General features: G+C 37.8%; 8 protein-coding genes. 2 read left to right on the forward strand and 6 right to left on the reverse strand.

The features are described from left to right. Positions 1-100 precede the first annotated feature (100 nt). From phnE (Q0K80_RS05705) to Q0K80_RS05730, 6 genes are all read right to left on the reverse strand, one after another. A complete protein-coding gene (gene phnE / locus Q0K80_RS05705) occupies positions 101-913 on the reverse strand; it encodes a phosphonate ABC transporter, permease protein PhnE (RefSeq protein WP_294604257.1) in 813 nt (270 codons plus the stop codon). Beyond that, positions 913-1,716 (reverse strand): phosphonate ABC transporter, permease protein PhnE, encoded by an 804-nt coding sequence (gene phnE / locus Q0K80_RS05710; protein WP_294604258.1) that lies wholly within the window; start codon positions 1,714-1,716, stop codon positions 913-915. Before phnE (Q0K80_RS05710) ends, phnE (Q0K80_RS05705) begins: the two co-directional genes overlap by 1 nt. Next, positions 1,709-2,482: a phosphonate ABC transporter ATP-binding protein gene (phnC, locus tag Q0K80_RS05715; protein ID WP_294604260.1), complete on the reverse strand. Its 774-nt coding sequence runs from the start codon at positions 2,480-2,482 to the stop codon at positions 1,709-1,711. The genes phnE (Q0K80_RS05710) and phnC overlap by 8 nt, the downstream gene beginning before the upstream one ends. Before the next feature lie 21 nt (positions 2,483-2,503). Further along, positions 2,504-3,430, reverse strand: coding sequence for a phosphate/phosphite/phosphonate ABC transporter substrate-binding protein (locus tag Q0K80_RS05720; protein WP_294604263.1), 927 nt, complete (start codon positions 3,428-3,430; stop codon positions 2,504-2,506). A gap of 323 nt (positions 3,431-3,753) precedes the next feature. Next, the gene (locus Q0K80_RS05725; protein ID WP_294604265.1) at positions 3,754-4,686 is read right to left on the reverse strand and encodes a phosphate/phosphite/phosphonate ABC transporter substrate-binding protein; all 933 of its coding nucleotides are present in this window, start codon (positions 4,684-4,686) and stop codon (positions 3,754-3,756) included. Positions 4,687-5,203: 517 nt separating this feature from the next. Further along, positions 5,204-5,695: a universal stress protein gene (locus Q0K80_RS05730; RefSeq protein WP_294604266.1), complete on the reverse strand. Its 492-nt coding sequence runs from the start codon at positions 5,693-5,695 to the stop codon at positions 5,204-5,206. Between the two features lie 143 nt (positions 5,696-5,838). Between Q0K80_RS05730 and Q0K80_RS05735 the strand changes: the two genes are divergently transcribed. Together Q0K80_RS05735 and Q0K80_RS05740 are read left to right on the forward strand one after the other, a co-directional pair. Next, positions 5,839-6,639: a tyrosine-protein phosphatase gene (locus Q0K80_RS05735; protein ID WP_294604267.1), complete on the forward strand. Its 801-nt coding sequence runs from the start codon at positions 5,839-5,841 to the stop codon at positions 6,637-6,639. Between the two features lie 24 nt (positions 6,640-6,663). Then, the gene (locus Q0K80_RS05740; protein WP_046327691.1) at positions 6,664-7,140 is read left to right on the forward strand and encodes a nucleoside 2-deoxyribosyltransferase; all 477 of its coding nucleotides are present in this window, start codon (positions 6,664-6,666) and stop codon (positions 7,138-7,140) included. Positions 7,141-7,248 lie beyond the last annotated feature (108 nt).

Consider the following 7,248-nt stretch of genomic DNA (forward strand, 5'->3'; position numbering starts at 1 on the left):
TTGCTGAACAAGGAGTGCTCTTAAGAGCTGGTTGAAAACAAAAAAGCGTAATACCAACTATAAAAAGTTGATATTACGCTAATAAATTTATTTTTTATTTTTATACTAATTTCTTCCGGATCCAGCCTGAAATCCAGTCAATTACAACAACCATAATAATGATACCCAATAAAATGATACCAACACGGTTCCACTGGCGATATTGCAGCGCAATAATTAACGGATAACCGATACCACCGGCTCCAACTAAGCCTAAGATAGAAGCGGACCGGATTGAAACGTCAAACCGGTATAACGTGTTTGAAATAAGAGCCGGCATCAGATTAGGCAAAGTAGAAAACATAATAATATTTGTTTTTGAACCACCAACCGCAGTGACTGCTTCATTAGGGCCATCGTCCAAGTTCTCAATTGCTTCAGAAAAGAGCTTGGCGAGCATTCCAACTGAGTGAAAACCCAAAGCCAAAACACCGGCTGCCGAACCTGGACCTACAGCTTTAATAAACATCAGAGCCAAAACAATTTCTGGGAATGACCTGATGATTGCCAGCACAATTTTACCAGAGCGTGAGACATACCAATGTTTATGCTTGGTATGCGCTGCCCAGAAGGCAAACGGCAGTGAGATAATAGCCGAAATAAATGTGCCCAAAAAGGCAATGCAGACAGTTTCCCAAAGCTGCGAAAGCAAATCTTCACCAGTACCGTTATAAACGTACGACCAGTCCGGGTGGAAAATGCCGGAAAAGATGGCACCTGCAATTTGTCCAGCAGTTTCTTTAATGCCGCCAAAGTCAATACCGGTACATGACCAAATAATTAGCACTACTGTGATAATAGCCATCAACCAGTGAAAGGCACGCTTTTTAATATCTATAGGCCTAGGAGGTAACTTTTTCATACTTGTATCCATTATTGCATCAACGCCTCCCGTGACTTAGATGAAACGTAGTCAATCAGCACTACCACAATGATAATTACAATTATAATGGTACCTGTCTTCGGGTAATCAAAGATTTGCAGTGTTTGTTGCAGATATAGCCCAATACCACCGGCACCGATATAACCCAAAACGGTTGAGGCTCGCACGTTAATTTCGAATGCGTATAAACAATAAGAAATAAAATAGGTAATAACTTGTGGCAAAACCGCAAAGACAATTATTTGTATTTTATTAGCCCCAACTGCAGTTAATGCTTCAATCGGACCCGGATCAATAGTTTCAATAGCTTCATAAAAGAGCTTGACCACAATTCCAAAAGTACAAATGGCCAGTGCCAAGACACCGGCTACCGGCCCGATACCAACAATAGCGACAAAGATGGCACCAAGAAGCAGATCCGGTATAGTTCTGATAATGTTCATGATTATCCGCAAAATTCCCGTAACTGCCTTATTTTTAACAATATTGCGGGCAATAAGCAAAGAGTAAATAAAAGCAATTACAGAACCTATTGCCGTGCCTAAGATCGCCATCTTAATAGTTTCAAGCAACAGTGGTACCACTGTTACAAGGTATGACCAGTCAGGGTGCAACATTTGCAAGAAAATATCGGCAAATTCCCCAAAGTTGGCAAATAGAGCACCCAAATCTGTTTTGGTTTCATTAGTTGAAATGAATAGTCCGGCGACAAAAAGCAGCACCCAAAGCCAATTCAAAATTTTAAGCTTTTTCTTAGGTAAAGTCATCAGCTTTTCTTGCTCTGTACTACTCATCTTGATCACCACCGGAATAGATCTGATCAAACGTGGATGCCGGAGTATCTGACATCTTGCCGTCATAAATAATTTCACCAGCACGAACACCAATGACCCGCTTACCGAATTCTTGTGCTAACTGGACGCTGTGCAGGTTAATGACTACCGTCATACCATGCTTTTCATTCAGCATCTGCAAGTCTTTCATCACCCGGCGTGAAGTCTGTGGGTCAAGTGAAGCTGTCGGCTCATCCGCCAAAATAATATCCGGGTTTTGAGTTAAGACACGAGCAATCGCCACTCTTTGTTGCTGACCACCAGACAATTCATCAGCTCGTGAATAAACCTTGTCTTCCAAATCCACTTGCTGGAGTGCATCATACGCGCGCTGCTTATCTTCTTTAGTAAAAAGGTTGAAAGTAGATTTCCAAGTAGGATAATAACCCACTCTGCCTGTTAAAACGTTACGCAGAACACTTGACCGTTTAACCAGATTGAAGCTTTGGAAAATCATTCCAATATGCCGGCGCAGTGTTCTTAACTTTTTACCCTTGGCCTTGGTAATAGATTCACCGTTAACTAAAATATCACCTTCAGTAATATCAATTAAACGGTTAATCGACCGCAAAAGTGTTGATTTGCCGGCGCCGGATAGACCAACAATAACGACAAATTCACCTTTATTAATAGTTAAATTGACGTCTTTTAAACCAACAACATCTTTGCCATAAACTTTCTTCACGTTTTTTAATTCGATTATTGGCTTAACTGCAGAATCTGCCATTATAAACTTCCTTTGTATTCTTTATTTTTTGGTCGATTCAATAATTTTTTCATACTTACGCACAACATTAAAGTCGCTGTCCTTGGTGTGGACATATCCTTCGTGAGTGTAAATACTTTCGATGACCTTTTTACCCTTCTTGGACTTACCGATAGCGATAAATGCCTTAGCCAATTTCTTTCTGAATGATTCACTCATGCTCGGAACAACGGAAATGGTATCGTTCGGAATAGGCTTAGTAAAGTAAATAGGAACAACTTGGCTCATGATCTTAGGATTATCGTCTTTAACAATTGTTCGTGCATCTTCAAAAACAAATGCGGCGTCTGTGTCGCCATTGAGAACATTTAAAACAGCTTGGTCTTGACCAGTTACTGTCACTAGCTTGCAACTCTTGCGCACATCAAGGCCCTTTTCCTTTAATTCAGCAATTGGGAAAACATAGCCAGCTGAAGAAGTGGGACTTTGAATAGAAATAGACTTGCCCTTTAAATCTTTCCAGCTCTTAATTTTTGAATTTTTCTTTGCCACAATTTCAGCGCGATAGAAGTTAACCAGTTCCTTAGTTGGTCGTCCATCAGGTTGCTTAACACCATATCTTTGAGCTTGCAGCAAGACATCTGCTGCTCCCTGCTTATGAGCTAAAATGTAGCCATTTGGCGGCAAGAAACCTACATCAACTTTCTTAGACTTCATGGCCTCAACCACCGTGTTGTAGTCGGTAGACATTGATACATGTACTGGAATGCCTAAACGATCTGACAACATTTTTTCCAGCGGCTTTGCACGAGATTCCAGTTTAGTGGCAGCCTGACTAGGAACGAATTGGACGTTCAAAGACTTAGGCGTGCCAGTATCTTTGCTCTTTTTTTTGTTTGAGCAGGCAGCCATCATGAATGCTACTAAAAAAACAGCGGCACCAGCTAGTATTTTTCTAAATTTTTTCATCATGCCCTCCCAGACATAAAAAAAGACTTTAGCTAAAAACACGAACGTGAATTAAACTAAGTCTTTCAATAACACTTTTACTAAAAAGCGAACAATACCATTTTGAAAGGAACGAAAAGGCTTTTTTGCAAAAACTTCAGTGAACGCCAAGCGCCGTTTTTGCATTACCTTCACCCTCCTTTCGACATACTGTATTTATTCTATCAAATAATAGCAGAAATGTTTTATTTAGAAAAGAGAATTGACTAGAAATCTTATTTTGTTTAAGAAAGTTTATTTAATTCTTAGTATGTAGCCTTTTGAGTTTTTTAAATATTGGGAAATTATTTCTTAGTAGAAGAAACTATTTTATTGTATTGACGAATAATATCGTAGTCACTATCTTTGGCGTATGTATAACCCTCCTGGTTATAAACATTTTCAATAATCTTCTTACCTTCTTTAGACTTGCCAATAGCAATAAATGCTTTAGCCAGTTTCTTCTGGAAAGCTTTTGGCAAACTTGGGATGACTGAAATAGTGTCGTTAGGAATACGCTTAGTGAAGTAAATTGGTACTACTTTGCTCATAATCTTCGGGTCATCATTTTTAACATTGTTACGAGCATCTTCAAATACAAAGGCTGCATCGGTGTCACCGTTTAAGACGTTTAAAACGCCTTGGTCAGCGCCTTTAACAGATACCGTCTTGCAACTCTTGGTTACATCTAAACCCTTTTGCTTTAATTCGGCAACTGGGAAAACATAGCCAGAATCGGAAGTAATATCTTGAACAGAAATTGACTTACCCTTTAAATCCTTCCAACTCTTAATTTTTGAATCCTTCTTAACCAGGATCTCACCACGATAAGAATTAACTAATTCTTTGGTTTGAACACCATTTGGTTGCTTAATGCCATAACGAACAGATTGTAAAAGCAGATCAGCTGCTTTTTGCTTATGCGCCATAATATAGGCATCTGAAGGTAAAAAGCCGACTTCTACTTTCTTAGATTTCATGGCTTCAACTAGTCCGTTGTAGTCCGTTGACATTGAAACATGTACCGGAATCCCCAGACGCTTAGACAATAACTTTTCCATAGGCTTAGCCCGTGCTTCCAACTTGTTAGCTGCTACGCTGGGAACAAACTGCACGTTGAGTGACTTTGGCGTGTTACTGCTTAAACTTGATTTCTTACTTGAATTGGAACATGCGGTAGCACCAACGGTTAATAATAATGCAAAGCATGCTATCAGAAACTTTTTGATTTTGGTCATTTGTTTTTTTACTCCTAATAAATACGTTTACCATAACTTTAATTTTGTTTAAGCATAAACTTCGTTGTCATATTCATGGCAATTTTTTATGTAAATATTCAAATAAAATCAACCTAAATCAACTTCCGTTTCTATTTTTCATTACATCCTCCTGAAATTAAGCAAATAAAAAGGCATGATATGACCAATGTCATATCATGCCCTGGTAGTTATTCTGAAAGAAAAACGAACGGTTAACAAAGCGAGTTGAACAGTACATAAATAGGAAAATAAATTATAAATTCTTCCTGTTACCTTCATTGCCCTCAACCTTCCAAATAGTATAATTACGTTCATTTCATAATGATGATACCATAAATATTCGCAAAATGGCAACAAAATATCAAAATTTATTTTAAAATTGTATAATGAAAGTTATATTTACGAACACTATCATTACATAGTGCTTTAAGGTTCAGTATTCAATACAAAAAAGGCACACGATTTGTTGATCGTATGCTTTTAACTGTATATATAATTATTTTTTGCCACCTTGCGGCTTAAGTGGATTATTATTAACGTCTGTTCTGACAATTAAAACATCAGCCAAAGCATGTTGATTAACATATTCAGTAACTGAACCCATCAACATTCTTTCTACTGCATTTAATCCTGTTGCACCCATGATAATCAAATCATTGTGATGATCTTTAATAAAGTCATAGGAAATAATCGCCTTCGGACTGCCATAACGAATATGATAATCAATATCATCGAAGCCTAAGTTGTCATGAGCCCATTCTTTTAAGCTTTTAAGATATTTTTCTGAATCTTGTGTCATCTGATAAACGGTGTCACCCGTAATCAGTGTATCTTGCATCTCACCCAAAAATTGTCTGGTATCAATGACACTTAAGACATCGATATGCGCATTTTCCGTCATTGCGATTTTAACTGCTTTATCAAAGGATCTTTCTGCTGACTCTGAACCGTCAACTGGAACTAAAATGCTAGCTTTTTTCGTTTCCATGTTCTCACCCTTTTGAAATATAATATTCTTTTGTTTATTTTACCATAATTTCAGTACCCACTTAGGTTTTTTTATAATTGTTTATATACTAGTTTATTGCTAAAATGAGGTGTAATTGTCAAACGCAAAGGTGGAGGTATTCAATGACCCAAAAACTTAAAAATCAATTAATTGGCGTAACAAGCGGCCGTAATTTCCGCGAGCTGGGCGGCTATCAAACTACTGATGGCAAAACAGTTAAAATGCATAAATTACTCAGAACAGCTAACTTGGCAAAACTGGATAAAACTGATCTGAAATTTTTACATGATTATGGCGTCAAGTATGTCGTTGACTTCCGGAGCAAAGATGAAGCTGAAAAAGAACCTGATCGTGTTCCAGAAGGTGCCATTTACAATTTTGATCCGGTATTTAGTGAAGACTTGACCGAGTCATCAAAGGGAATTGATGAAATTCTTAGTCAAAAAAACCAGGATCCCAAAGCCGGATTTGACCACATGTTTTTGGCCTATGATGACATGATTAAAAGCGAGTCTGCTCAAAAAGCTTACCGCCACTTTTTTGATGTACTGCTTGCTAATGACGAAGATAACCAGAGTGTAATTTTCCATTGCACAGCAGGCAAAGACAGAACTGGTTTTGCAGCACTATTGATTTTATCAGCACTTGGTGTGCCATTTGAAACTATCAAAAAAGATTACCTGTTAACAAACGTTGCCACCAAAGACTTTGTCCATGATTTTTTGCAAAAAGCCAAAGATGAAGGGGCAAATGACGTTACAGTAAATATCCTAAAAGACTTGCAAACCGTGCACTCCGAGTACATTGACTTTGTAGTTTCAACTATAAATAAAAATTATGGTAGCGTTGAAAACTACTTACATGATATTATGAGATTAACTGATGATGAAATCAGTAAGTTACGTGAAATATATTTAAAATAGGTTTAAATGGTAAGGAGAAATTTTATGACTAAAACAAAGACTGTTTATTTTGGTGCTGGTTGGTTTAACGATAAGCAAAACGACGCTTACAAGAAGACAATGAAAGCTTTAGAAGAAAACCCAACCATTGACCTGGAAAACAGCTATGTTCCTTTAGATCATCAATACAAAGGCATCAATGTCGAGGAGCATCCCGAATATCTGCGTGATCGTGAATGGGAAACCGCTACTTACCGCGGTGACTTAACCGGTATTAAGACCAGCGATGTTATGATCGGCGTCTATTTACCAGATGAAGAAGATGTAGGTCTCGGTATGGAATTGGGTTATGCGCTGTCCCAAGGAAAATACATTGTATTGGTTATTCCTGATGAAGACTACGGCAAACCAATCAATTTAATGAGTTGGGGCGTTTGCGATATTGCACTTAAGCTCAGTGAAGTGAAAGACTTTGATTTCAATAAACCTCGTTTTGACTTTTATGATGGAGCTGCTTATTAAATAGAGCAGTGTTCATACAAAAATTAAATAAGACACATAAAAACCGTTTCTGTTGAGACGGTTTTTATGTGAGCAAGGTATGATTGTTCAAGGCACTTTAGCTTAGTG

It is taken from the genome of uncultured Lactobacillus sp., assembly GCF_945290125.1.
Taxonomy (GTDB): Bacteria; Bacillota; Bacilli; order Lactobacillales; family Lactobacillaceae; genus Lactobacillus; species Lactobacillus rizhaonensis.